Below are 25031 nucleotides of genomic sequence, written 5' to 3'. Positions count from 1 at the left end.
GCCGATGCGCATCCTGCTGCTCGGCACCGGCCTGAAACTCGGCGGCGCCGAACAGCAGGTGGCCGCGCTGGCACGGCAGTTCATCGCGCTCGGCCATGCGGTGGCGGTCGTCAGCCTCACGCCCGGCCGCGAGGTCGACGTGCCCGAGGCGGCGACCCAGTTCTGCCTGGACATGCGCAAGACGCCGTGGTCGATGGCGCGCGCGCTGTGGCGCCTGCGCGGCTTCGTGCAGGACTGGCGGCCCGACGTCATCCATGCGCACATGGTCCACGCCAACGTGTTCGCGCGCGCGCTCACGCGCATCGCGCGCACGCCGCCGGTGGTCTGCACCGCGCACAGCTTTCGCGAAGGCGGCCGGCTGCGCATGCTCGCCTACCGGCTGACCGACCGCTGGGCCACGCTCACCACCCACGTCAGCGCCGACGGGCGCCAGGGCATGATCGATGCCGGCGCGGTGCGGCCCGAGCGCATCGTCGTGGTGCCGAACGGCATCGACATCGCCCGCTTCCGGCCGCGGCCCGAACTGCGGCAGGCCACGCGCGCCGCCCTCGGCCTCGCGCCCGGCGCGAGGCTGGTCCTCAATGTCGGCAGGCTGGTCCCGGAGAAGGCGCAAGACCTCCTGCTCGAAGCATTCAGCCGCCTCGACATGGCGGCGGAGTCCGACCGCACGCCGCACCTGGCGATCGCTGGCGACGGCCCCGAGCGTGCCGCGCTGGCCAGCGCCGTCGACCGACTCGGGCTGACCGGCCGCGCCACGCTGCTGGGCATGCGGCGCGACATTCCCGAACTGCTGAGCGCGGCCGATCTGTTCGTCCTGTCCTCGCGCATCGAAGGCATGCCGCTGGTCATTGCCGAAGCGCTCGCATGCGGCTGCCCGGTCGTCTCCACCGATGCGCCCGGCGTCGCCGACATGCTCGGCGATGCGGGACAGATCGTCCCACGGGGCGACGCCGCCGCCCTGTCCGCCGCCATGCGCCGCGCGCTCGAGGCCGGCGCCGGCTCGCCCGAAGCCCAGGCCGCACGCCGCCAGCGCATCGCCGCGCGCTTCGGCATCGAGGCGATCGCCCGCCAGTGGCTGGACTGCTACGCCAGCCTCGCCGCCGCGCGCGGCGCGCGTTGCGCGGAGCCCGCCTGATGCGCCGCCGCGTTGCAGGCAACCTGTTCTGGATGCTCGCCGAGCGCGGCATCCAGGTCACCGCCGGCATCGGCATCGTCGCCATGCTCGCGCGCGCGCTCGGGCCCGAAGGCTTCGCCCACTTCCAGTACGCGCAGGCCGTGGTGCTGATCGCCGCCTCGGTCGCGCTGATCTGCGGCGGCGAAGTCGTCGTGCCCAGGCTGGTCGCCACGCCGTCGCCGCAGGCGCAGCACCGGCTGCTTGCCCACGCGTTCTCGCTGCGGATCGGCGGCGCCGTGCTCGGCTACCTGCTGATGTGCGGCTACCTGCTGCTGCAGCGGCCCGCCGCCGAAACCTGGGCCGCGGCGCTGCTGCTCGGCATCGCCATCCTGCTGCGCGAACCGTTCGGCATCGTGGTGGCCTGGATGCAGGCCCACACCAACAACCGGCCCAACACCCTGTTCAGCCTGGCATCGCTGGCCGTCAAGGCCGGCCTCGTGGCAGCCCTGTTCGCCGCGGGCACGCACAGCGTGCCGGGCTTCGCCGGCGCCTTCGCCGCCGAAGCGGTCATCCTCGCCGGCCTGCTGGCCCTCTATTACCTGACACATGCGGAGCGCGGCCCCCTGCGGTACGACTTCGGGCTCACCCGCGAACTCATGCGCAACGGCGCGCTGTTCTGGGTCAGCTTCATGCTGATGATGGGCGCGCGCCGGATCGACCAGCTGGTACTGCAGCCCGCGGTGACGCTGGCCGACTTCGGCGCGTATGCGGCCTGCATGCAGATACTCGACAACTACACCGTCGTGGCCACCATCCTGGCCGCCGGCGTCGCGCCGATCTACGTGTACGGCAAGGCCGAGTTCGCCACCGCGCGCGCCAACATCGCCCGCATCGCCATCGGCATGACCGCGATCGGCCTCTGCGGCGCTATCCTGATCGCCATCGGCGCGCCGTGGATCGTCCAGTTGCTGTACGGCCACGCGTTCTCGTCCTCCGCATCGCTGCTGCGCGCCGCCGCAGTCTCGTCGACGCTGATCTTCGCCGACGTCGGCCTGACGCTGCTGCCGGTCTACCTGCGGCGCCCCGAATGGATCGCCATCAAGTGGGGCGTGGTATTCGGCGTCACGCTGGCCTTCGACCTCGTGACGGTGCCCGCCTACGGCGCCTGGGGCGCGGTCGGAGGCTATACGGCCGGCAATGCCGTGGCCGTGGCATTCGGGCTGTGGCTGTGGCGGCGCAGCAGGAAAGCCCCCGCGCTCGCCGCCTCATCCTCATGAAGACGCTGCCGACGATCTGCTTTCTGACCGGCACGCTCAACGCCTTTGCAGGTGCCGAGCGGATGACCGCGGTCATCGCCAACGCCCTCGCCGAGCGCGGCTATCCGGTGCTGATCCTGAGCCTGTGGGACGAGCGCAGTTGCTTTGCCCTGCATCCGGCGGTCAGGCACCACGCGCTGTTCGCGCAGCGGCCGTCGTTCAAGCGGGCTTACTTGGCCACGGTGTCCGGCATCCGGCGCTTTGTCAGGCAACACGGTATCGACGTGCTGATCGACGTCGACACCATGCTGACCTTGTTCACGCTGCCGGCGACGCTGGGGCTGAACGTGCGCCGGATTGCCTGGGAGCACTGCCATTTCGACGAGGACCTCGGCAAGCCGGCGCGGCGGCTTGCGCGGCGGCTGGCGGCGCGGACCTGTGAGGCAGTCGTGGTGTTGACCGCGCGCGACAAGCGACGGTGGCAGACCGCGCTGGCGCCGCGTGCCCGTGTCGAGAGCATTGGCAATCCGCTGCCCTTTCCATTCCCGGCCGAGCCGGCGAAACGGCTCGGACGCGTCGTGCTCGCGGTTGGGCGGCTTACCCATGCGAAGGGCTTCGATGTCTTGCTGCAGGCATGGTCCGCGGTGGTGTCGGGGCGGCCCGACTGGCGACTTGTCATTGTGGGTGAGGGCGAAGAACGCCACGCGCTGACGAAACAGGCACAAACACTCGGCATAATGAGTTCAGTCGACATGCCGGGCGCGAGCGCGCAGATCGAAGACGCCTATCGGAGCGCCGCCATCTTCTGCCTGAGTTCCCGTTATGAAGGCTTTGGGCTGGTGCTGGCCGAGGCCATGGCGTTCGGCCTGCCGATCGTCTCGACCGACTGTGAAACCGGCCCGAAGGAACTCGTGCAGGATGGCCGGAATGGTCTTCTCGTTCATGCCGGAGACCCCGCGGCGCTCGCCACCTCCATTGCTCAGCTGATCGACGACAATGCACTGTCCTCATCCCTTGCATCTGGAGCCAGGGAGACAGCGCGGACCCTGGATATCGGGAAAATCGCTCTGCGCTGGCAAGGCCTGCTGGACCATGAGATGCCCGCGAAAGGCCACGCTGCCGACAGCTAGGGGAGTCGAGTACCGATCTGCGAGCACCCCTGGGTGATCTGGCCAATACTTGCCGGCCGCCAAGATCAGAATTCCCTGAGACTCGCGCTACAATCCAGCATATTCGGAATACCTATAAACGCTCTCTGCATGCCGAAACTACCCACAGCTGCCAACCAGATTTTGACTTCCTTTCGTACTCTCGCCGCGTCCTTAAAACTTATCGTTGCAATCGGCGTATTCGGCGCGCTGGTCGGATTCCTGGCTTCCCATTTTTTGCAGCCGCGCTGGGTAGCCAAAATGACCATTCAGATCGGACAACTGTCCAGCCCGGCGCAGATTGGCGTTGCCAGCCGATTGATTGAGAATCAATTGACCGCGGCAGATCGCTACAATCTGGCTGCGTCACGGCTCAAGGTGCTTAGCGTGCTCGGGCTGCCAGTCCCCGACTCCGGCAATCGGGAAGCGAACCTGGTTTTCGACACATTGCGCGCCTCTACCGGGAAAAGCCCGGACTTGCTGAGTCTCCAGGTATCCGGATATTCGCGCGATCAGGCGGCGGCGGCATTGAACGCGTCGTTCCAGGTACTGAAGGCCGAGCACATCAAATTGTTCGAGCCGACCTTCAACCGAATGAAGAGCGACCTCGAAAATGCCACCACCAGGCTGGCAGCGGCAGAGCGCGAATATGCCAGGAGCTATGAAACCCTGAAGTCCGGCGCCTCGCAGCCCGGCGCCGGGGGCAATGCGGCACGGGATATTCTCGTGACGAATATGGCGACGCTGATCAATGCCCAGATCGTCCAATTGAAGCAGCAGGTCCTCGAGACCCAGGAAGTCCTGGAGCCGACGCGCAGCTACCCGACGCGGGCCATCGGAGATGTCTTCGTACCCGAGCACCCGAGCACCCCGAGCCCAACGATGCTGATCGTGTCTGGCGCCCTGCTCGGCCTGCTCGGCGGTGCGGTATTTGCATTGTTGAGGAAGTCGATCCGGAACTGAGGCGCGCAGCTCGGGGGACGCGGCGCTGCTTAAGCCGGCCTTGCCGGCCAAGCGCCAGCAGATCATGGGGGGCGGCAAGCGTTGCCGCTACCCGTCCCTGCCCCAGGCCTACCGCTTGTCTGCGGCTTCTGGACTGATCTGGGGTCCGGGGCCGTACGCTTCAGGCTACGGCCGCATTCGTCGCGGTATCCACGACTTGTGCCCCGTACCCTTGGACCTGCTGGCCCAGGATGTCCTTGATCGAGGCTTCATCGTTGTGCTCGGCCACCCGCCGCATCCGCATCAGAACCGGCGCAAATTCGGACCACGGCACGAACTCCTCGCGGGCCTTCATGATCCTCTCGTGCGCAGTCGTCTCGGGGTTGTCGCCGATGAGCAGTTCTTCATAGAGCTTCTCCCCGGGACGCAATCCGCTGATTCTGATCTCGACATCGCCGCCGGGATTCTGTTCATCGCGCACGGTAAGCCCGGAGAGCTGGATCATGCGCCTGGCCAGATCCACGATCTTGACCGACTGCCCCATGTCCAGCACGAAGACTTCCCCTCCGTGCGCCATGGCGCCAGCCTGCAGCACCAGTTGCGCAGCCTCGGGAATGGTCATGAAATAGCGCGTGACTTCTTCGTGCGTCACCGTGAGCGGCCCGCCTTCGGATAGTTGCCGGCGGAAGAGTGGTACCACGCTGCCACTGCTCCCGAGCACATTGCCGAAGCGCACCATCGCAAACACGGTCCTGTTGCGCACGGGATTGCCCGGCGTGCCGTCGAGCAGGCCAAAATCCAGTGCGGGACTCGCGGAGAGCGCCTGCAGCACAAGTTCCGCCATCCGCTTGGATGCCCCCATGACATTGGTCGGACGCACCGCCTTGTCGGTGGATACAAGCACGAAGTACTCGACCTCGCTTTCCATTGCGGCGCGCGCCATATTGAGCGTGCCGAACACATTGTTCAGCACGCCCTCCGATGGATTGCACTCCACCAGCGGGACGTGCTTGTAGGCAGCCGCGTGATAGACCGTTGCCGGCTGATAGAGCTGACAGATCTCCCGCAAACGGGCCAGGTTCGACACGCTGGCCAGGACGGGAATCACCTCGACATGCAGGTCGTGTTCCGCCCGCAGTCCTTCCAGCTCGTTGTGGACCGTGTAGAGGCCAAATTCGTTGTGCTCGAGCAAGACCAGCCGCAGCGGTTTCTCCATCAGGATCTGGCGGCACAGCTCGCTTCCTATGCTGCCGCCCGCACCGGTCACCAGCACGGTCTTGCCGGACAGGTTCCGCGCCAGGAGGGCCTCGTCGGGCGGCACCGGCGCGCGACCGAGCAGGTCCTCCAAATCAAGTTCCTGGAAATCCCGGATGGTCACGCGCCCCGAGGCCAGATCCACCATGCTGGGCAGTGTGCGCACGTGAACCGGGAGGCCGCTGAGCTTCGCAATGATGTCGTTGCGGCGCACCCGTCCCAGCGAAGGCATGGCTAGCAGGATATCGGTCACGCCCATTCGCTCGGCTGCGTCGGGGACGTCGTCCGGGCTCAGGATGTCGAGTCCGTTGATCGTACGGCCGACCTTGGCCGGATCATCATCGATAAAGCCCAGCAGCACGAACTGGCGCGTCACGGCCAACGCGGACGCCGTCTGCACACCCGCTTCGCCCGCGCCATAGATCAGCAGCCTGCCCTCCTGGCGAAACGTGCTGTACGAGCCTGCCAGCCAGAAGCGCGCCAGCGCCCGGCTTGCACCGACAAGCAGCAGGAACAGCATCGGCTGGATGAGCCCCACGCTGCGCGGCACGCCTTCCAGCTTGAGCAGCACCAGTGCGCCAAAGAACAAGATGCCATACAACCCGACGGCCTTGGCGGTGCTTGCCAGCGCCGCCAGGCCTGTGTAGCGGAAAATGGCACGGTACAACCCCAGGCGCACGAACAGCGGAAAAGCCAGCAGAGGGGCCAGCAAGTAGACATATTTCTGCTGCTGCATCGGCAAGCCGGCCTGGTCGATGCGAAGGTAGAAAGCCACCCAGACCGAGACCAGCGATAGCACCAGATCCAGGGCCACCACCACCAGCCGCTTCGTCGAGCGTGGCAACGCCAGCAGGGGAACTGTCAGCTTGTTCACCGGCTTGCCCGTCCCAGTACGTCGGCCAGTGCGCGGCAGGTCTTGGCGATCTCCGCCTCTGACAGCGTGGGGTGCACCAGAAACAGCAGACTGGTCTCGCCCAGGGCGCGCGCGACCGGCAGCCTTTCGGCGGGCCGCCATCCCGTGCCATCAAAGGCCTTTTCCAGATAGACCTCGGAACACGAACCCTGGTAGCACGGCACGCCGGCCGCGTTCACCTCGTCCACGATACGGTCTCGGGTCCAGCCGGCCGCCAGATGGGCGGGATCCACGTAGACATAGCATTTGTACTGCGCGTGCACGCTATGCTCCGGCACGTCCGGCACCCTGACTGCGGCGAATTGCCTGCAGGTCGCCCAAATGGCTTCGGCGTTGGCGGTGCGCCGCGCCGACCAGTCCGCCATGCCGCGCAGCTGGATCCGGCCGATCGCAGCCTGCATCTCGAGCATTCGCCAGTTCGTGCCGAAACTTTCGTGCAGCCATCGGAAGCCGGGCGGATGCTGGCGCTCGTACACGGCCTCGTAGCTCTTGCCGTGGTCCTTGAACGCCCACATGGCTCGCCATGCGGCTTCGTCGTTCGTGGTGACCATGCCGCCTTCGCCGCCGGTGGTCATGATCTTGTCCTGGCAAAAAGACCAGGCGCCCATATGGCCTATCGAGCCGACGCTGCGGCCTTTGTAGCGGGCCCCATGCGCCTGCGCGCAGTCCTCGATCACCTTCAGGCCGTGCTGTTCCGCCAGCGCCATGATGGGATCCATGTCGCACGGCCATCCTGCCAGATGCACGCAGATCACGGCCTTCGTGCGCGGCGTGAGGACGCGGGCAATGGTCGCCGCCGAAATGTTCCCGCTATCCGATTCCACGTCGGCAAATACAGGCGTGGCGCCGGCGTTGACCACGCAGGACACGCTGGCGATAAACGTGCGCGGCGTCACGACCACTTCATCGCCAGGTGCGATTCCGATGCCCTTCAACGCGACATCGAGGGCCAGGGTGCCATTGCCCAACGCCACCGCATAGCGCGTGCCGGCCCATTCGGCGAACTCCTTCTCGAACTCGCGGCCTTCGGTACCGGTCCAGTAGTTCACTTTGTTGGAGAGCAATACATGCTGCACCGCCGCAGCCTCTTCACTGGTAAAACTCGGCCATGGGGAGAAGGGAGTATTCAGCATAGGAATTTCAAGATCATCAGAAAGTTATTCGGGGGACCACCGAATTCGTTCACCGCTCTACGAGCCTGCGCCGCGAACCGCCGCGGGACAACCCACCACCGTCACGTTATCCGGCACCTGCCGTACCACGACCGCACCTGCGCCGACCATCGCGCCCGCACCGATCGAGATGCCCTGGCGTACCGATGCGCCCACCCCAATCCAGGAGCAGGCGCCCACTGTGACGTTACCGCTCAGGTGCGCGCCGGGGCTGACATGCACGCCGTGCGCCAGCATGCAATCGTGGTCGATCGTGGCTGCGGTATTGATGATGCAGCCCTCGCCGATCACGGCATCGACATTCACGACCGCTCCCGCCATCGCTACCGTACCGGCCCCAAGCTGGGCAAACTGGCTGATGCAGGCACGCGGATGTACCACCGTGGCCAGCGCAATGCCGGCCGCCAGCAGGCCCTGCTGCTTCTGCCAGCGGACCGCGCAGTTTCCGATCGAGACCAGCGCAGCATCGAAGTCGTGCGCACCGCCCGTCAGTGCCGAAAAATCGCCGACCACGGGCCAGTGGCGGTTCTGGCGAACCTGTGGCCAGCCGTCGTCGAAGAAAACCACGCTATGCCACCCCGCGGCGAGCGCGGCGTCGGCAACCACCTTGCCGTGGCCGCTCGCGCCAAACAACGCGAGCCGCTTCATTGCTTCTTGCCGGTGAATTTGGACATCGTGGCCTCGCCCGCAGCGGTGATGCCCTCCCGCACCAGCACCTTGCGCAGAGTCATCCCAATGATCTTGATGTCGAGCCAAAGAGACCGGTTATCGACATACCAGGTGTCCAGCGCGAACCGTTCGTCCCAGCCCAGGGCATTGCGGCCGTTCACCTGAGCCCAGCCGGTGACGCCGGGCCGCACGTCATGGCGGCGGGCCTGCTCGGCCGTGTAGAGCGGCAGGTATTCCATCAGCAGGGGGCGCGGTCCGACCAGGCTCATGTCACCCTTGAGTACGTTCCAGAGCTCGGGAAGTTCATCGAGGCTCGTCGCGCGCAGGAACCGCCCGAATGCGGTGAGCCGTTCCGCGTCCGGCAATAATTGCCCATCCGAGTCGCGCGCATCCGTCATGGTGCGGAACTTGACCATGACGAACGGTCGTCCGTGCAGCCCGGGCCTGACCTGGCGGAAAAACACCGGGGAGCCGAGCCGGCGCCGCACCAGCCATACCAGCGCCAGCAGCGGAATGGCCAAGACGAGCATAGCGATGCCGGCAATCAGGAAATCAAAGAATCGCTTCATCGGATACCCATTTCGCAAAGCATGACCGCGTTCACTTTGTGAACGTCGTATTTTTCTTCCGCGATGGCTCTCGAACGCTGCCCCATCCTCTGTGCCAGATCCGGGTCCAGGACGAAGCCCAGCATTGCCGTCTCCAATTCGTCGACCGACTTGACCGGCACAAGAAAACCGTTGTCGCCATTCACGACCGTTTCCCGGCAACCCGGGGCATCCGTGGTGATGACGGGACGGCCCATGGCCATCGCCTCCAGCACGGTGCGCGGGGTACCTTCCCGATACGACGGGAGTACGTAAACTGTGCTTTGTGCAATCGCCGGCCGCACATCTGCCAGCTTGCCCAGGTACTCGACCGTGCCCTCTTCCACCCAGGCATCCAGCTCGTCCTGCGTGATGGAGTCAGGGTTCGAGTCGATCCAGCCGGCCATCGCGAACGTGGCAGCCGGGTGGTGCGCGCGAATCCGGCGCGCCGCCCCGGCGAACTCCCGAACCCCTTTGTCGCCAAGCAGCCTGGCGATCAGCAGGAAACGCACATGCCCTGACGGGACGGGCGTCAACGGAAAGTCCGCCACGTCGACACCCGAACCGTTCACCACGCAAGACGGTACCGTCGAACTGAGAATCGCGCGTTGGCGGAACAGCGCCTGATCATCGGGATTCTGGAAGAACACCTTGTCCGCCCGACGGAGGGCAAGCGCATACAGACGCTGCACAAGTGCCCGCAGCCTTCCCCGTCCACGATCCTGCTGGAATGCATAGCCGAGGCCGGTGATCAATGCGAAACGGCGAGGAACGCCCGCCATCCATGCCGCCAGCGTGCCGTAGATGACGGGTTTTATGGTGTAGCCCATGACGCAATGCGGCCGGATGCGGCACATCAGGCGATAGAGCGACACCACCGTCTGCAGGTCGCCCAGCGGACTGGTGCCCGTGCGGTTCATGTGAACGTCGTGCACGACCAGTCCCTTCGCTTCGAGCCGCGCGCGCACAGGGTGCGAGGGTGGGAGATCCGGCGCCGCCACGTGCACCTCCAGGCCTTTGGCCTGGAGCGCAGCGATCAAGGGCGCGCGGAACCCCAGCAATGACTCCGCGAAACCGGCAATCATCAGAAACTTCAAGCCGCACTCTCCAGCAATACAGGTTCAGACTCCTTCGCCAGCCAAGCCTGGAACATCAGCACGCACCACAACTGGTGCTGCCAGTTGCGCTGGCCACCAAGATGCTCGTTCCATTTCTGGCGAATAGGCTCCGGGTTAAGGAATCCCTCCCGCCGCAGACGCTGCTCGCTGAGCAGATCCTCCGCCCAACCGCGCAGCGGACCGCGCAACCATGTATCGATGGGTACGCCAAAGCCCATTTTCGGCCGCTCGATCAGCGAGCGCGGCACGTACCGGTACAGCACTTCGCGCAACGCCCACTTCGTCGTATAACCTGCGGCTTCTTTTCTCAACTTGTACGCAAGCGGGAGCTGCCAGGCAAACTCCACGACGCGGTGATCGAGGAACGGTACGCGTGTCTCCAGGCTCTTGCCCATGGCCGCGCGATCCACCTTGGTCAGGATGTCGTCCGGCAGGTATGTCAGCATATCGAGCGCCATCATACGCTCCACGTCACCCAAGCCGGCAAGATCATGCGCCGGCCGGTTGAGCAGTGTCGCAGGTTCGGCACCTCCCGCCACGATGGAAGCGGGGTCCTTCCATTGCGATATCACGCCAAGATAGAGCTCGGCGGCGGATCCTGCCGACATCACACCGGCACCCTTGTGAATTTTCTCGCCGATATTCGCCCAGCGCGACGCGCCAGGAAGAGAGGCGGACAGGCTATTGAGTTGCTGCGGCGACAGGCGCGTCAGGAACCAGGCCGCCGCTGATCGCACCCCGGCCGGCACCGAAGAAAGCCGGCTCCACAAACTGGCTGTGATCTGGTAACGATTGTAGCCGCAGAACAGCTCGTCCCCGGCATCGCCGGAAAGCGAGACGGTGACATGACGTCGCGCCAGTTCGCTGACCAGATAGGTCGGAATCTGCGACGAATCGGAGAACGGCTCGTCGTAGAGCGAAGGCAAGTTCGGGATCACCGCCATTGCCTGCTCGGGCGTGACGTATAGCTCGGTATGCTGGGTGCCCAGATGCCGGGCGACCGCCTCGGCATGCTTCGCTTCGTTGTAGATGTCCTCGTGGAACCCGATGGAGAATGTCTGGACCGGCCGCGAAGATTGCGCCTGCATCAGCGCCACGACCGTGGAAGAGTCGATCCCTCCCGACAGGAACGCGCCAAGCGGGACATCCGCCATCATCTGCTGCCGGACGGCCCCGCGCAGGAGCGCCTCCAGCGCATCGACGGCTTCCTCCGGACTGCCGCCAAACGACTGTTGCACGCCTCGCAAAGCGACCTCGGCCCCCGACCAGTACTGCCGGATCACAGGCTCGGGCGACTGCAGGGAGACCTCCAGCAAATGGCCTGGCAGAAGCTTGTGGACTCCCTGGTAGATCGAATGGCCACCGGGTACGTTGTTGTGCCGCATGTACAGGCACAACGCATCGCGGTCGATGCGCTTCTCGAACGCCGGATGCGCATGCAAGGCCTTCAGTTCGGATCCGAACAAGAATGCCCTGGCCGCCCCCGATCCCTGCCACCCGTAGTAGAGCGGTTTCTCGCCCAGCCGATCCCGGCCCAGCGTAAGGACACGCTTTTCCCGATCCCATAGTGCAAAGGCAAACATGCCCACCGCACGGATCAGGGTCGGTTCGATTCCCCAGGCATCGAAGCCGGCGAGAAGGGTCTCGGTGTCGGAGTGGCCGCGCCATTGGGGTGCCGCGCCCGCCTTCTCCAATTCGGCGCGAAGGTCGAGGTGGTTATAGATCTCGCCATTGAAAGCGATCATGTAGCGACCGCTCGCAGCCAGCATCGGCTGGTGCCCCGCCGGCGACAGATCGACGATGGAAAGCCTGCGATGCCCGAAACCGACCTGTGCCTGCGCATCACACCACACGCCGCCGTCGTCCGGGCCGCGATGGCGGATCCGGTCAGACATGGCCTCGAGCAGCATGGCGCGCTCCGTCGAGCCGCGAAGCCTGTCGCCTAGAAATCCCGCAAATCCACACATGGTCAACGTGCTCCCGCCTGCAACAACAGTCGCGTGAGACGAGGAGCTACCTGCTGGACGCAATACTCCTGCTCGACGCGGCAACGCCCCGCCCGTCCCATGGACTCGCGAAGCGACTCATTTTCCAGAAGCTGGCCCAATCGGGTCTCCCATGCCTGCGGCCCGTCGGCCAGAAATCCATTCTCGCCATCGCGCACGATCTGTACATTCACGCCGACCGGCGACGCCACGACTGGCAGACCGCATGCCATGTACTGGATGAGCTTGTAGCCACATTTGCCGCGCTCCCACGGAGAGTCCTTCAGCGGCATGATGCCGACATGACATTCGGCAATCGCCGCCACCTCGCTGCCCTCGCTCCAGGGCAGGCACTCCACGTCGACGCCATGCATCGACACGTCCGCACCGATGACGCGCAGCTTGAACTGGTGGCGAGCAGCCAGCCGCCTCAAAGGCTCCTCCAGAGCCTCCAGGTAGGCCGCGGTCGACGGAGAACCGATCCATACGATACGGGTTACGCCTGCCGGCGACGGCCGGTCTCCGACCCGGTAACGGTCGAGGTCAATGACAGTTGGTACGATCTCGACCCACCGGGCGCCGGCCTCCCGCGCCCGCTTGGCAAGATATTCATTTCCGGCAACGACCAGGCGGGCGCCGGCCATGAGCCGATCTATACGCCGCCCCATCAATCGCCGCACCAACATGGAACGGTGCAAGTCATAGTTGTGAAACAAGGCGTCGTCATAATCCAGCACGTAGGGCACGCCCCGGAGCAAGGCATGCTCTACCGATGCGGGAAACCACGGCAAGGCCTCCTTCTCGATCCACACCAGATCGGATTCCCGGCGGCGACCCAGCGAACGCATCCGGGCGCCATAGGCCGCCATCATCGCCCGCCGGTTATATCCGCCGGAACGATACTTTTTCTGCAACATCTCATCGTCAAGAAGCGCCTGGGCGTTGCTTTCGAGACCGGCCTCCTTCAACCACGGCAGGAACTGCAGCATGCGCAGCCGGGACGAAGCCCCCATCCGGCCATAGCGGGTAAGCAAGAGAACTTTCATTTCCTGGATGCCCTCAGTACCGCCGGTAGCGACCGGACCAGCATGCCGTAGCCTTGCAGTGTATTTTTCACGTCCTGCATACCGCCACGCGCTGCGGAAAAAGCGACCCGGGAAATGGGCTCCAGGATCATGGTGACGCCCACCAGAGCCCACGCCGCCAGCGGAGAGAAGTGCTTGAATCCATACAGCAACCGACTGCGAAGCGAATAAAACAGGCGCGTCGCCTTGATCTGGCGCGACGTGCCTCCGCCAGCGTGAAATGCCTGCGCGCTGGCGAGATAGACGATGCGCCCCCCCGATTGGATCACCCGGAGCGACAAGTCGAGGTCCTCGAGATACACGAAAAAGCGCTCGTCGAAACCGTGCAGCGATTCGAAGACCTTGCGGCGGATCAGATAGAAGGCGCCGATGACATGATCGACGTCCCGCGTGGATTCATGGTTCCAGTCGCTCATGTGGTGCCGGTAGTGGCGCAGCCACGGCAGCCGGTCAAGACCCAGCGCCGCCGCCCCGAACATGCCCAGCGTGGGGAAACGCGCGCAAGCTCTCGATATTTCCCCGGTCTCGTCGATCAACTGGATACCGGTAACGGAGACCTGCGCATTCTCCTCGCGCATCATGAACTCCAGAGGCAGGGCGAGCGAGTTCTCGAACAGCCTGGTATCCGGATTCAAGAAGAGAACGAATTCGCCATCTCCCAATGCGACACCTTGATTGCAGGCAGCACCGAACCCCAGATTTTCCGTGTTCCTGACCAGATGCACGGGGAAGCCCCAGTCGGTCCTCTCCGCGACCAACTCGAGTGAATTATCCACCGAGGCATTGTCAACGATCGTGACGGAAGCAACATAGCTGGCGCCAAAGCGCTTCAGGCTAAGCATGGCATCCAGCAATTGCGTGCCGGAAGACCAGTTGACAATAACAATATCAATTACATTCATCACAGTAGCAATGGATCGTACACGGTCATCGCATAAAAATTCAGCACGCCACTCAGCAATGCGAAGCCGATGGCCATGCCCCTCATCCATGGCGATGCGGAGAGGCTCGCCCGTGCTATATAAATCAAGACGAAAACAGAGAGCAGCTCCCTGAATCGTGCCGCGATAATCGGAAGCTCGAGCATGGAAAAATGAATCGCAATGCTCAGCAGCAATCCGATCACCGAATATTTCATCGCCACGTCGCTCTCATCCCACAGGTATACCGCGACCACGACAAGTACGATATCCAGCATGAAAGGAATGGGCAACGTGGTCGCCCGCGCGTCCAGCTCCTGGTACGAGGAAAGCACGGGGAAAATTGCCTGGAACTCTACAAAGAGAAGATCCTTCGCCAACACTCCGAACAGAAATATCAGCAACACAAGCAATATCACACCCGAAGGCTTCAATCGCCCCAGGAAATATACAGCCAACACTACGACAGCGGAATAGTGGAAACCAACAGCGATCAACAGCAAGACAAATTCATCAAGATGAAAATCGAAATCCCGTTTTCTCCAGAACACAAAGAAAATTATCGCGAACGCCACCGACGCCCGCAACACGGTCATCTCAAAAAGAATGAAGTATCGACTGAGGTAAAAAAATAAAAGAATTGCGATCAGGCCGATGCTCAGCTCGGACATTCTTATCGCAAATCCTTTTATCATCACGCAAATAGCACAGATAACCCCATAAATCGCCACATTGCCGAGCCCTAGCCTGACCAGCCAATAGACAAGCGCTGCGAAGCCGAACTCAAACCTCGTCTCTATATCGAGAAGCCCGTCGCCACTGCGAACCAGCTCGAAAAATTCCAGATAGTTCTGGTAGTCCCGGCTCACACCCAGGTACTGATTGCCCGCAACCAAGCCAAGAATTACCGCCAACGCGGCAAGAAAGGCGATGCAGACGGCCACCTTGGACCACTCGAGAATTTCCTCATTCACATTTCACCTGCCTTACCATGACCTTCAGGCAAAAGGCATCGAAAATCATTCGCAAGGACCAGGCAACGGCCGCACCCGGGATGCCAAAGCCCTTGATCAAGCCGACCAGTGCACATACATATAGCGGTACTTCAACAAGATGAAGCATGGCCGTCATACGCGTTTTTCCTTTCGCATGAAGCAGCGCAAAATACATCGCTCCGATGGAGTTCGCAACCACCCCCAAGCACAGAATCCGTCCGACCAGCACCGAATTTGCATCGGCAGGCTGGCCGAGCCATAGCGCCAGCAACTCCGGCAGGATGATTGCCAGCAAAGTCATGCCTCCCACCATCGCGGCCACGACCCGATACAGCCAGCGCCTGAAAAGACGCATGGCACCGTCTTGATCGGTGATGAGAAGTCGACTTATCATCGGAAACGCCACCGTCGTCACTGCACCGGACAGTATAAGCGTCTGTACCGTCACCTCGTAAGGAATCACGTAGATCGTAACCGCCGACGCGCCAATAAGAGCAGCAATGAAGAACCTGTCCGCCTGTACCAGCAGCGGGCTCAGAATACTGCTCACGGTGAACCATCCACCGAAATGGAACAGTTGCCGCGCCACTGCGGCCGAGTAATGCCCACGTACGTCAAGCGACGCAAGGCATCGCAACGCAAATTTCCGATAAAACCAGAGCGCCAGCGCGCGCGAGATCACCAGACTCGCGATCAGAAAGTCCACGCGATTGGAACGCAAAGCGATCAAATAGGGTACGCCGAAATTTGCCGCCCCCAGCAGCACCCGTAACACGCTGATGTTCTTGAAGCTGAGATAAGCCTCGTTGACGCCACGATAGGTCGCGCTGACGGCCTGCATCGGCAGCGCCAAACCGAGCATGAAAATCGCCCATTGAATCTCTTGCTGGGGAACCTCGTTGGCATGCACCAGGCGGCCCGCGCCCAGCAGGCCGGCGAGCACGATCAGCAGCATGCCGATGCCGCCCGTAATCAGGGTCAGCCTGGTTGCAGTCGCCAGGACATCAGGAATCTCGCGTTCGTTATGTCCATCGCGCAACGCTGCCACGCGCTGCGTAGTCGCCCTGCCAATACCCAGGTCAAGCGCCCCGGCATAGCCAATCAGACCCCACGCCAAGGCGAGCAACCCGAACCGCTGGCTCCCCAGGGCGCCCAGCAGGTGGGGGACGGTAGCCGCGGCGATCAGCAGCGGCAAACCTAGACCCAGTAAATTCCAAGAAATGTGTGATGCACGCATTATTTATTTGATGGGCAGAAAGCCGAGGCTTTGCTGCGCAAATTGTGAGAGCTGTGCATCATGTGCCGCATGGCAAGAAGGGATGCGCCCGATCACGGACACTCCCGCTTCTAGTCCTGATATGGCATGTCGAGTTCCCGAAGCAGCCGTCAACTCACTTCTGCTTTCGCTGGTATTCGACATACCAGCCCATGGCCTCCTGCAACCCTTCACCGATGCGATGGGTCGGCGCGTAGCCCAGCAATTGAACAGCCTTGCCAACGTCGGCCTGGCTGTGGCGCACATCGCCAGCCCGAAAGTCCCGATAGATGGGCTGCACGGTTGCCGGAACACCATGGTCGGTCAGGTTCACGCGCAGGGCCGCAAACAGATCGTTCAGGGTTGTGCGGTCGCCCACGGCGACGTTGTAGACCTGGTTCGTCGCATCCGGGTCCTCTGTCGTGGCGGCGAGCAGGTTTGCCTGAACGGCATTTGCTATGTAGCAGAAATCACGGCTGGTATCACCATCGCCATTGATGTACACGGCCTCGCCGCCGAGCAACGCGGCAGTCCACTTTGGTATCACCGCCGCATAGGCGCCTTCCGGATCCTGCCGGGGCCCGAACACGTTGAAGTACCGCAGGCCGATGGTCCTGAAGCCATAGCAGCGCGCAAAGACGTCGGCGTAGAGCTCGTTGACATACTTGGTCACCGCATACGGGCTCAGCGGCTTGCCGATACGATCCTCGATCTTCGGCAGGCCGGGGTGATCGCCATAAGTACTGCTGCTTGCGGCGTAGGTAAAGCTTCCGACCTTTGCATCGCGGGCCGCCACCAGCATGTTCAGGAAACCGCTGATGTTCGTCTCGTTGGTCGCAATCGGATCTTGCAGACTGCGCGGAACAGAACCCAACGCAGCCTGGTGCAGTACGTGATCGACCCCCACGTCGCCCGACGCGCCCGGGAATACAAACGCCCGACGGCAGTCGTCCAGCTTGCGGATGTCGCCTTTGACAAAGTGGAAGTTCGCCCACTGCTCCGGCGTTACCAGCGTATGGACCTCGTCCAGATTCGCCTGGTGGCCGGTCGCAAAATTGTCGAGACCCACGACCCGCTGGTTGAGCCGCAGCAGGGTTTCCAGCAGATTGCTGCCGATGAATCCGGCAACCCCGGTCACCAGCCACGTGCGAGGCTCACCGGCAAGGCGATGCTTCAGTTGCGCATAAGCACTCGGCTGAGCGGAATGTTCGGTCATATCGCTTTTCCTGTTTCGCTCGTATTACAGACGGCCGTCAGCCGAGCCAAGCGGCAGGATACCCTTGACGTCGAACAATACCGCGCCGGGCTGTCCCAGCGCCTTGATGCCAGCCTCGCCCATTGCGACGAACTGCTGATGCCCCACTGCCAGTACGATCGCGGCGTATTCGCCCGGTGCCGGCAACTGCGTCAGGCATTGCAACCCGTACTCATGCTCGGCGTCCGCCACGTTGATCCACGGATCGAATATATCGACGTGCGCGTTGTAGGCGCGCAGCGACCGGATGATGTCCACGACCTTGGTATTGCGGACGTCCGGGCAGTTTTCCTTGAAGGTGAGGCCCAGCACGAGGATCTTGCTGCCCAGGACATTGAGACCCTTGCGCAGCATCAGCTTGACGGTCTCGTCGGCCACATGCTGCGCCATGTTGTCGTTGATTCTGCGTCCGGCCAGAATCACCTCGGGGTGATAACCCACCTCCTGCGCCTTGTGGGTCAGGTAGTAGGGATCGACCCCGATGCAATGACCGCCGACCAGCCCCGGCCGGAAAGGCAGGAAATTCCATTTCGTGCCCGCGGCTTGCAGCACTTCCAGGGTATCGATGTCGAGCCGGTGAAAAATCAGGCTCAGCTCGTTCATCAAGGCGATGTTGACATCGCGCTGGGTGTTCTCGATGACCTTGGCCGCCTCGGCGACCTTGATGCTGCTGGCCTTGTGCGTGCCGGCGGAAATGATTTGCGCGTACAGCTCGTCCACGGCCTCGGCCACTTCGTGCGTGCTGCCGCTCGTCACCTTCCTGATCGTAGGCAGCCGGTGTTCCTTGTCGCCCGGATTGATGCGCTCAGGGCTGTAGCCGCAGAAGAAGTCGGTGTTGAACGTCTTGCCGCTGAATTTCTCCAGTACCGGCACGCACACCTCTTCCGTGGCACCGGGATAGACCGTTGACTCATAGATCACGACGGCCCCTTGCGGCATGACCCGGCCGACCGTCTCGCTGGCCTTCACCAACGGCGTCACGTCAGGGCGATTGGCCTTGTCCACCGGCGTCGGGACCGTCACGATAAATACTTCGCAATCGCGCAGATCGTCGGGATTGCTGCTGTAGCGCAGATGGCGCGCTTCGGTCAGTTCGCTGGGACTGACCTCCAGCGTGGCATCCGCTCCGGACTGCAATTCAGCGATCCGGGCCGGGTTGATGTCAAAACCCACCACCGGGCGCTGCTTTCCGAATTCCACCGCCAGCGGCAATCCTACATAGCCCAGACCAATGACTGCGATTTTTGCTTGATTCAAATTCATGCGCGGAAAAAGAGGAACGTATTAGGTTAGCGGGCCCGGGACCACAAGACGCGCGGCCGCCAGGACACGCGCGCGAGCCAGGTCATTCGAACAGCTCGGCCGTGGAAAGGCTTGCACCCGCCTGGTCCTTGGCCGACAGCAACGGAGACACCTCCATTTCCGGCCATTCGATACCGATCTCAGGGTCGTTCCAGGCAATCGTGCGCTCGAACTGGGGTGCGTAGTAATCGGTCGTCTTGTAAAGGAAATCCGCAGATTCCGAAAGCACGACGAAACCGTGCGCGAATCCGGGCGGCACCCAGAACTGCCGGTGGTTATCTTCGCTCAGTTCCACACCCGACCATTTGCCGAAAGTCACGGACCCCTGGCGAATATCCACTGCCACGTCGAACACACGGCCGCGGACCACGCGCACCAGTTTGCCCTGAGGTTGCCGGATCTGGTAGTGCAGCCCTCGCAGCACGCCCTTGCCGCTGCGGCTGTGGTTGTCCTGGACAAAGCGGGCGTCCACGCCAGTAGCCTCGGCAAACGCTTTCTCGTTGAAGCTCTCAAAGAAAAAACCGCGCGCATCGCCGAACACCTTTGGTTCGATGATCATCACGTCCGGAATGGCGGTACGAATGACATTCAGGCTCATTTGATGGATTCCGAAATAATGTGCTGGAGATACTTGCCATAGCCATTTTTCAGCAACGGCTTGGCCAGCCGCTCGACCTGATCGGCAGTGATCCACTTGCTTCGGTAGGCGATTTCTTCCGGGCAAGCCACCATCAGCCCCTGCCGGTTCTGAAGCGTGGCGATGAAGCTGGCCGCTTCCAGCAGGGAATCATGCGTGCCTGTGTCTAGCCAGGCATAGCCACGCCCCATGATTTCGACCTCAAGCTGCTTCATCTCCAGATAGCGCTTGTTGACGTCGGTGATCTCCAGTTCGCCGCGGGCCGACGGCTTGATATCGGCCGCGATGTCGCACACCTGGTTGTCGTAGAAATACAAGCCGGTCACCGCATAGTGCGAACGCGGCTTCACGGGTTTTTCCTCCAGCGACAGCGCGCGGAAACCCTCGTCGAATTCCACCACGCCGTACCGTTCCGGGTCGTGCACGTGATACGCGAACACCGTGGCACCCTGCCGCTGTGCGGCCGAGCTTTCGAGCTGGCGCACCAGGTCGTGTCCGTGAAAGATGTTGTCGCCCAGGATCAGCGTCGACGGATCATTGCCGATGAAGTCGCGGCCGATGATGAAGGCCTGCGCCAGACCATCCGGCGACGGCTGGACGGCATACTGCAGATTGATGCCCCAGTTGCTGCCGTCGCCGAGCATCTCGGCAAAGCGCGGCGTGTCTTCCGGCGTGGAGATGACGAGGATGTCCCGGATCCCCGCCAGCATCAGCGTGGACAGCGGATAGTAGATCATCGGCTTGTCGTACACCGGCAGCAATTGCTTGGACACCGAGCGAGTGATCGGATAAAGCCGTGTGCCGGAGCCGCCAGCCAGGATAATGCCTTTGCGCATGGTGCGAATACTCAGGAAAGGATCTGATCCAGCAGGAGATCGACGCCCTGCTGCCAGTCCGGAAGATGGATATCGAAGGTGTCGCGCAGTTTGCGGGTATCCAGGCGCGAATTGGCCGGCCGCGGCGCGGGCAGCGGATATGCGGTTGCAGGAATCGGCTCGATGCGCGCCGGATCCGCCTTCAGTTCCACGCCGCGCCCGGCGGCGCGGGCCAGAACCCTCGCGGCATATCCGTGCCAGGTCGTCTCGCCACCGGCCGCCAGATGGTAGACCCCGCCAGGAAATGCCTCGGGCCGGCCGTGCAGCCAGTGACGCGCCACGATCTGGGCGGTGACATCGGCAATCAGCGCCGCCGTCGTGGGCGCGCCGAACTGGTCGGCGATCACGCGCAGGCTGTCGCGCTCCCGCGCCAGACGCAGCATGGTCTTGGCGAAATTGCCGCCGTGAGCGCCGGCCACCCAGCACGTGCGCAGAATCAGCGCCGCTGCCCCCGTGGATGCGACGGCCTGTTCGCCTGCCAGCTTGCTCTTGCCATAGACCGACTGCGGGTTGACGGCATCGGTCTCGACATAGGCGCCTGTCTTGCGGCCATCGAATACATAGTCGGTCGAATAATGAACCAGCAGGCTACCGAGCGCCCGGGCCTCTTCAGCCAGCACGCCGGGCGCGGCACCGTTGACCGCAAACGCCGTCTCGGCGTCTGTTTCCGCCTTGTCCACCAACGTGTAGGCAGCCGGGTTCACGATCACGTCGGGACGCAGTTCTCGCACTAATTGCCGCAGGATCTCCGGGCGCGTCAGGTCGCACTGCCGGCGATCGACCGCAATCACGCGGCCGAGCGGCGCCAGGCTACGACGCAGTTCAAAACCGACCTGGCCGTTGCTTCCTGTTACAAGAAGCGTCGGAATGCGGGGCAGCTCATGCTGCATATTGCTTCGCCACCCAGTTGCGATATTCACCGGACATCACGTCCTGGACCCAGGCCTGGTTGTCCAGATACCACTGCACGGTCTTGCGCAGCCCCGTCTCGAACGTCTCGGCCGGCTTCCAGCCGAGTTCGCGTTCAAGCTTGCGGGCATCGATGGCGTAACGCCGATCGTGTCCCGGGCGATCTTTCACGAAGGTGATCTGCTCGCGGTACGAGCCGGCTGCCCTGGGACTCAGTTCGTCGAGCAGGTCGCACAGCGTGTGCACCACGTCGAGGTTGGTCATTTCATTCCACCCGCCGACGTTGTAGGTCTCGCCGACCGTGCCGCGCGCCAGCACTTCGCGAATGGCAGCGCAATGATCGCCAACATACAACCAATCGCGAACATTCAGGCCATCGCCATAGACCGGCAGCGGCTTGCCGCCGAGCGCATTGGCGATCATCAGCGGAATCAGCTTTTCGGGGAAATGGTACGGGCCGTAGTTGTTGGAGCAGTTGGTGGTCAGCACCGGCAGGCCGTAGGTGTGGTGATATGCGCGGACGAGGTGGTCCGAAGCGGCCTTGGATGCGGAATACGGGCTGTTGGGCGCGTATGGCGTGGTTTCGGCGAACTGCGGATCGGTGGCGCCTAGCGAACCGAAAACCTCGTCCGTGGAAACATGGAGAAACCGGAACGCGGCACGGTCTGCGTCGTCAAGACTGCTCCAGTAGGCGCGCACGGCTTCCAGCAAAGTGAAGGTGCCGACGATATTGGTCTGGATAAACTCGCCCGGGCCGTGGATCGAGCGATCGACATGGCTCTCCGCGGCGAAATGGACCACGGCGCGCGGCTTGTACGTCGTCAGCAATTCGTCCAGGGCGGCACGGTCGCAAATATCGGTTTGCGAGAACACATGACGGCGATCGCCTTCGAGCGATGCAAGCGTCTTGCGGTTGCCCGCATACGTCAGCTTGTCGACGTTGACTACACCGTCGGCACTGGCATTGGCGAGCCAGTTGAGAACAAAGTTGCCGCCAATGAAACCTGCACCGCCCGTAACAAGAATGTGAGACAAATTCTATACTCCCTGCCTATCGATATGTTTCGAATACCCGACAAATGCCGAGCGCCCGCGTTGGTCCATGTGGGGAAGACGGCAGGCTCTTAAGTACTTGCAGAAGTGGCGGTATTCTATCCGACCCGAGACGGGGCCCGCTCCCCTGCTCGAGTCTTTTTGTAGCCTGTTGTAACGGTTTCGGCAGATCGCGGAAACTGGCACAGTCCGCAGTTTACTGCCATATCTGACAAGCAGAAAGCATTAATGTGACCCATAATCAACTTTACGCCATCGGTGATATCCAGGGCCGCGCCGGTTCGCTCGACCGGCTGCTCGACCGGCTGCTCGACCGGTTGCCCGCCGGCGCCAGCCCGCGTTTTGCCGGCGATGGCCTGCTGCGCTGGTCCGATGTGCCCGTCCGCCGCACGGCAGACGTCGCAGTGGTCAGCGGTCACTGGCCCACGCCGGACCTTGTCACGCGACCCAATCTCATGACGCTGGATACGGGCTGCACGGGGGGGAGGGCCACTGACGGCCGCGCGGTGATCCAGGTCATTTGCCCGCAGTGCTGCAATCCGCTGGGATAGCCTTTGCATCGGCGGCACCAGGCAGCACCAGGTGGCACACAAGACGGCCGAACCGGCAATCGGGACGCCCAGGCCGATCCACCGCCGTACAATCCGACGGCAACAGGCGCCACGTGAGCTGGCTGAAGAATTCGGCTCGGCCGGTTTTGCCAGGTGCCCGGGACACGCTAGCTGCCGGGCAATCCGATCCCTGACAAGCGATCACGATAGTCATCGCCTCGGATTTTGGTTTTATCTTTCGACATCGCAAGATTATTATGCGGGATTCATTGGAATGAGTTTGCTAGCCCTGTCGTCACTGTCGCAAAGACAATCGAGAAGCAACACCCGGATATTGCTCTGGTCTGTTTGCACCACCCTGTTGATTTATCTCCTGCAAGCGGACAAGGGATACAACCTCGCGGACGAGGGCTTCCTCTGGTATGGCGTACAGCGCGTATTGGCCGGCGAGGTGCCGATCCGCGACTTCATGTCCTACGACCCAGGCCGATACTACTGGTCTGCGGCCATCATGGCGCTGACCGGAAACGAGAGCCTTCTGGCATTGCGCGCCGCCTCGGCGTTGTTTCAGGCCATTGGCTTGTTCATCGCGCTGAAGCTGGTTTTTTTCCGTACGGAAAAGCCGGGACACTTGCTGCTGCTGCCGGCAGCGGTTCTGCTTTCGGTATGGATGTATCCGTGGTTCAAGACATTCGACATTGTTTCTTCGATTGCGATCGCCTTCGGCATCACGCTATTGATTGACAAGCCGTCTTACCGACAGTATTTCGTGCTGGGGACGGTGATCGGCCTGGCCGCCATATTCGGCAGGAATCACGGCGTGTATGGCGTGGCGGCGAGCCTTGGCGCCATGCTGTTTCTTGCCATTCGGGGCGAGAAGGGGCAACACCCCATTCGCTGCGCAGTCGCATGGGGCGCGGGCATCTGCACGGGTTTTCTCCCCATTCTTGCGATGGCGGCCGTCGTGCCCGGATTCGCCGCGGCACTCCGGCAAAGCATTGTCTTCCTCCTGCTGGAACAGAAGGAAACCAATATTTCACTGCCGGTGCCCTGGCCCTGGCTGGTCAAGATCGACGTGCTCCCGCCGTGGGATGCGGCGGCCGCGGTGCTTCTGGGCATCTTGTTTATTGCCATCGTCGCCTTCGGCATCCTCGGACTGACTTGGTCATTCATCCAGCGTGCCCGCGGCAAGGCGGTGTCGCCCGTATTGGTGACCTGCAGCCTGCTGGCCCTGCCTTATGCGCACTACGCATTTTCGCGCGCCGACGCCGTGCATCTGGCCCAAGGCATCTTTCCGCTCCTGATCGGCGTCCTTGCGATCGCCACGCACAGGTCCGCGTTGGTCAGCGTGCCGCTGGCCGCAGTGCTATGCAGCGCCAGTCTCGTCGCCATGCTCCCGGTACATGCCGGCTGGCAATGCTATGCCATGCTGCAATGCCAGCCTATCGAACTTGGCGGCAACAGGATTGCCGTCGATCCTCGCACGGCCAGTGACCTGGCGATGCTTAACAAATTGGCCGATGCTTACGCACCAAACCACCAAGAGATTCTGGTCATGCCATTCTGGCCGGGCGCCTATTCGGCGCTGAATCGAAAATCCCCGCCGTGGGAAATCTATGCGTTGTTCCCGCGCACAAGGCAATTCGAACTCGCCGAAATCGAACGAATCAAAGCGGCCAACCCTGGATTTGCGTTGGTCATAGACGCCGCCCTGGACGATCGCGAGGAACTCCGCTTTCGGAACACGCACCCACTGACCTATCAGTACATCGTGGAGAATTTCGAGCCCGTGTCGGGGTACACGCAAGAACAGGCTTATCGGATCTACAAGCGAAAGGATGCCGGGATTTCCCCTCGCATCAAGCCGTAAGAAAACAACGGCAATTCTGCTCCCCGCCGCTGTGCGAATAGCCGGAGCCGCACTGCGGAAACAGACGGTCAAGGCTCCGGCCATTTACACAGCGGCCGATTGGGAAATGACCATGCGGCCACTCATGACAGGCGAGCCCTTGCGCGGGCTCAAGCACGCGACGCGA

Annotated in this window: 22 protein-coding genes; 6 read left to right on the top strand and 16 right to left on the bottom strand. The window is 62.5% G+C overall.

Features of this window, described 5'->3' with window-relative positions; all coding sequences use genetic code 11:
• Positions 1-4 precede the first annotated feature (4 nt).
• The 4 genes from KF708C_RS06230 (at position 5) to KF708C_RS06215 (ending at position 4481) form a co-directional block, all read left to right on the top strand.
• Positions 5-1135, top strand: coding sequence for a glycosyltransferase (locus KF708C_RS06230; protein ID WP_059411162.1), 1131 nt, complete (start codon positions 5-7; stop codon positions 1133-1135).
• Positions 1135-2391 carry a lipopolysaccharide biosynthesis protein gene (locus KF708C_RS06225; protein WP_059411160.1) on the top strand — a complete coding sequence of 419 codons (1257 nt, stop codon included), beginning with the start codon at positions 1135-1137 and terminating at the stop codon, positions 2389-2391. Before KF708C_RS06230 ends, KF708C_RS06225 begins: the two co-directional genes overlap by 1 nt.
• The gene (locus tag KF708C_RS06220) at positions 2388-3500 is read left to right on the top strand and encodes a glycosyltransferase family 4 protein (protein WP_059411210.1); all 1113 of its coding nucleotides are present in this window, start codon (positions 2388-2390) and stop codon (positions 3498-3500) included. The genes KF708C_RS06225 and KF708C_RS06220 overlap by 4 nt, the downstream gene beginning before the upstream one ends.
• A gap of 129 nt (positions 3501-3629) precedes the next feature.
• On the top strand, positions 3630-4481 hold the full coding sequence (locus KF708C_RS06215) for a hypothetical protein (protein ID WP_082079451.1): 852 nt from the start codon (positions 3630-3632) through the stop codon (positions 4479-4481).
• A gap of 160 nt (positions 4482-4641) precedes the next feature.
• Here the strand turns inward: KF708C_RS06215 and KF708C_RS06210 are convergent, their stop codons facing one another.
• From KF708C_RS06210 to rfbB, 16 genes are all read right to left on the bottom strand, one after another.
• Positions 4642-6588, bottom strand: coding sequence for a polysaccharide biosynthesis protein (locus KF708C_RS06210; RefSeq protein ID WP_231586392.1), 1947 nt, complete (start codon positions 6586-6588; stop codon positions 4642-4644).
• The gene (locus KF708C_RS06205) at positions 6585-7760 is read right to left on the bottom strand and encodes a DegT/DnrJ/EryC1/StrS family aminotransferase (RefSeq protein ID WP_059411156.1); all 1176 of its coding nucleotides are present in this window, start codon (positions 7758-7760) and stop codon (positions 6585-6587) included. The genes KF708C_RS06210 and KF708C_RS06205 overlap by 4 nt, the downstream gene beginning before the upstream one ends.
• 57 nt (positions 7761-7817) lie before the next feature.
• The gene (locus KF708C_RS06200) at positions 7818-8447 is read right to left on the bottom strand and encodes an acetyltransferase (RefSeq protein WP_059411154.1); all 630 of its coding nucleotides are present in this window, start codon (positions 8445-8447) and stop codon (positions 7818-7820) included.
• Positions 8444-9037, bottom strand: a complete 594-nt coding sequence (locus tag KF708C_RS06195) for a sugar transferase (protein ID WP_059411152.1) — start codon at positions 9035-9037, stop codon at positions 8444-8446. Before KF708C_RS06195 ends, KF708C_RS06200 begins: the two co-directional genes overlap by 4 nt.
• Positions 9034-10152 (bottom strand): glycosyltransferase family 4 protein, encoded by a 1119-nt coding sequence (locus KF708C_RS06190; RefSeq protein ID WP_059411150.1) that lies wholly within the window; start codon positions 10150-10152, stop codon positions 9034-9036. The genes KF708C_RS06195 and KF708C_RS06190 overlap by 4 nt, the downstream gene beginning before the upstream one ends.
• Positions 10149-12140, bottom strand: a complete 1992-nt coding sequence (gene asnB / locus KF708C_RS06185; protein WP_059411149.1) for an asparagine synthase (glutamine-hydrolyzing) — start codon at positions 12138-12140, stop codon at positions 10149-10151. Before asnB ends, KF708C_RS06190 begins: the two co-directional genes overlap by 4 nt.
• A gap of 2 nt (positions 12141-12142) precedes the next feature.
• Positions 12143-13204: a glycosyltransferase family 4 protein gene (locus tag KF708C_RS06180; RefSeq protein WP_059411147.1), complete on the bottom strand. Its 1062-nt coding sequence runs from the start codon at positions 13202-13204 to the stop codon at positions 12143-12145.
• Positions 13201-14145: a glycosyltransferase family 2 protein gene (locus KF708C_RS06175; RefSeq protein WP_059411144.1), complete on the bottom strand. Its 945-nt coding sequence runs from the start codon at positions 14143-14145 to the stop codon at positions 13201-13203. Before KF708C_RS06175 ends, KF708C_RS06180 begins: the two co-directional genes overlap by 4 nt.
• Positions 14145-15137, bottom strand: coding sequence for an EpsG family protein (locus KF708C_RS06170; RefSeq protein WP_059411142.1), 993 nt, complete (start codon positions 15135-15137; stop codon positions 14145-14147). The genes KF708C_RS06175 and KF708C_RS06170 overlap by 1 nt, the downstream gene beginning before the upstream one ends.
• Complete coding sequence (locus KF708C_RS06165) at positions 15130-16395, bottom strand: flippase (protein WP_059411141.1); 1266 nt, start codon at positions 16393-16395, stop codon at positions 15130-15132. Before KF708C_RS06165 ends, KF708C_RS06170 begins: the two co-directional genes overlap by 8 nt.
• Before the next feature lie 154 nt (positions 16396-16549).
• The gene (locus KF708C_RS06160) at positions 16550-17629 is read right to left on the bottom strand and encodes an NAD-dependent epimerase/dehydratase family protein (protein ID WP_059411139.1); all 1080 of its coding nucleotides are present in this window, start codon (positions 17627-17629) and stop codon (positions 16550-16552) included.
• Positions 17630-17653: 24 nt separating this feature from the next.
• Complete coding sequence (gene tviB / locus KF708C_RS06155; RefSeq protein WP_059411137.1) at positions 17654-18931, bottom strand: Vi polysaccharide biosynthesis UDP-N-acetylglucosamine C-6 dehydrogenase TviB; 1278 nt, start codon at positions 18929-18931, stop codon at positions 17654-17656.
• Positions 18932-19013: 82 nt separating this feature from the next.
• Positions 19014-19568: a dTDP-4-dehydrorhamnose 3,5-epimerase gene (rfbC, locus tag KF708C_RS06150; RefSeq protein ID WP_082079449.1), complete on the bottom strand. Its 555-nt coding sequence runs from the start codon at positions 19566-19568 to the stop codon at positions 19014-19016.
• Positions 19565-20443, bottom strand: a complete 879-nt coding sequence (gene rfbA / locus KF708C_RS06145) for a glucose-1-phosphate thymidylyltransferase RfbA (RefSeq protein ID WP_059411135.1) — start codon at positions 20441-20443, stop codon at positions 19565-19567. Before rfbA ends, rfbC begins: the two co-directional genes overlap by 4 nt.
• Before the next feature lie 11 nt (positions 20444-20454).
• Positions 20455-21372 (bottom strand): dTDP-4-dehydrorhamnose reductase, encoded by a 918-nt coding sequence (rfbD, locus tag KF708C_RS06140; RefSeq protein ID WP_059411134.1) that lies wholly within the window; start codon positions 21370-21372, stop codon positions 20455-20457.
• Complete coding sequence (gene rfbB, locus KF708C_RS06135; RefSeq protein WP_059411132.1) at positions 21362-22426, bottom strand: dTDP-glucose 4,6-dehydratase; 1065 nt, start codon at positions 22424-22426, stop codon at positions 21362-21364. The genes rfbD and rfbB overlap by 11 nt, the downstream gene beginning before the upstream one ends.
• A gap of 248 nt (positions 22427-22674) precedes the next feature.
• Here rfbB and KF708C_RS37010 point away from each other — a divergent pair, with 248 nt between their 5' ends.
• Together KF708C_RS37010 and KF708C_RS06125 are read left to right on the top strand one after the other, a co-directional pair.
• Positions 22675-22995: a hypothetical protein gene (locus KF708C_RS37010; RefSeq protein WP_059411128.1), complete on the top strand. Its 321-nt coding sequence runs from the start codon at positions 22675-22677 to the stop codon at positions 22993-22995.
• A gap of 274 nt (positions 22996-23269) precedes the next feature.
• A complete protein-coding gene (locus KF708C_RS06125; RefSeq protein WP_059411125.1) occupies positions 23270-24865 on the top strand; it encodes a hypothetical protein in 1596 nt (531 codons plus the stop codon).
• The last annotated feature ends 166 nt before the right edge of the window (positions 24866-25031 follow it).

This window comes from Cupriavidus basilensis, from assembly GCF_000876015.1.
GTDB lineage: Bacteria > Pseudomonadota > Gammaproteobacteria > Burkholderiales > Burkholderiaceae > Cupriavidus > Cupriavidus basilensis_B.
Note: the sequence above shows the minus strand (reverse complement) of the source record. Positions and strands in the feature narration are given on the sequence as shown.